At 52.6% G+C, this 477-nt stretch carries 1 protein-coding gene; it reads left to right on the top strand.

Annotated features, from left to right (window positions below):
• Nucleotides 1-477: ATP-binding protein (locus AACY52_RS30605; RefSeq protein ID WP_339561429.1), on the top strand; the 477-nt coding region annotated here is incomplete at both ends.

Genomic DNA, 477 nt, shown 5'->3' with positions numbered 1-477 from the left:
CGCCCATGAGGTCAATCAGCCGCTCGCCGCAATCGTGACCAACGCCAATGCATGTACACGCTGGATTCACGGAGATCCCGCGAACCTAGAAAAAGCCGCGTCTTCGATAGATAGCATCGTCAGCGACGCAAACCGAGCAAGTGAAATCATCAAGCGCGTCCAAGCGCTGTCTATGCGTGCAGAACCAAAGAGGTCCTGGATTGAGATCAACGTCGTAATCAGAGAGGTGCTGGGGCTTTTGCAAAGCCGTTTCCGAGAAAGCCGAGTTTCCGTTTATACGAACCTGTCGAGTGATCTGCCCATGATCTTCGGTGATCGTATTCAACTTCAACAGGTTGCACTCAACCTTCTCGTGAACGCGATAGATGCGATGGGTACGCTGCAGAGCAGTGTTCGTGAGATTCGAATAAACTCCGCTAAATCAAGCGCGTCCGGCGTGATGATCACGATAGAAGACACGGGAGGCGGTATCGATCC

It is taken from the genome of Pseudomonas sp. EA_65y_Pfl1_P113, assembly GCF_963970525.1.
Classification (GTDB): Bacteria; Pseudomonadota; Gammaproteobacteria; order Pseudomonadales; family Pseudomonadaceae; genus Aquipseudomonas; species Aquipseudomonas tritici.
Note: the sequence above shows the minus strand (reverse complement) of the source record. Positions and strands in the feature narration are given on the sequence as shown.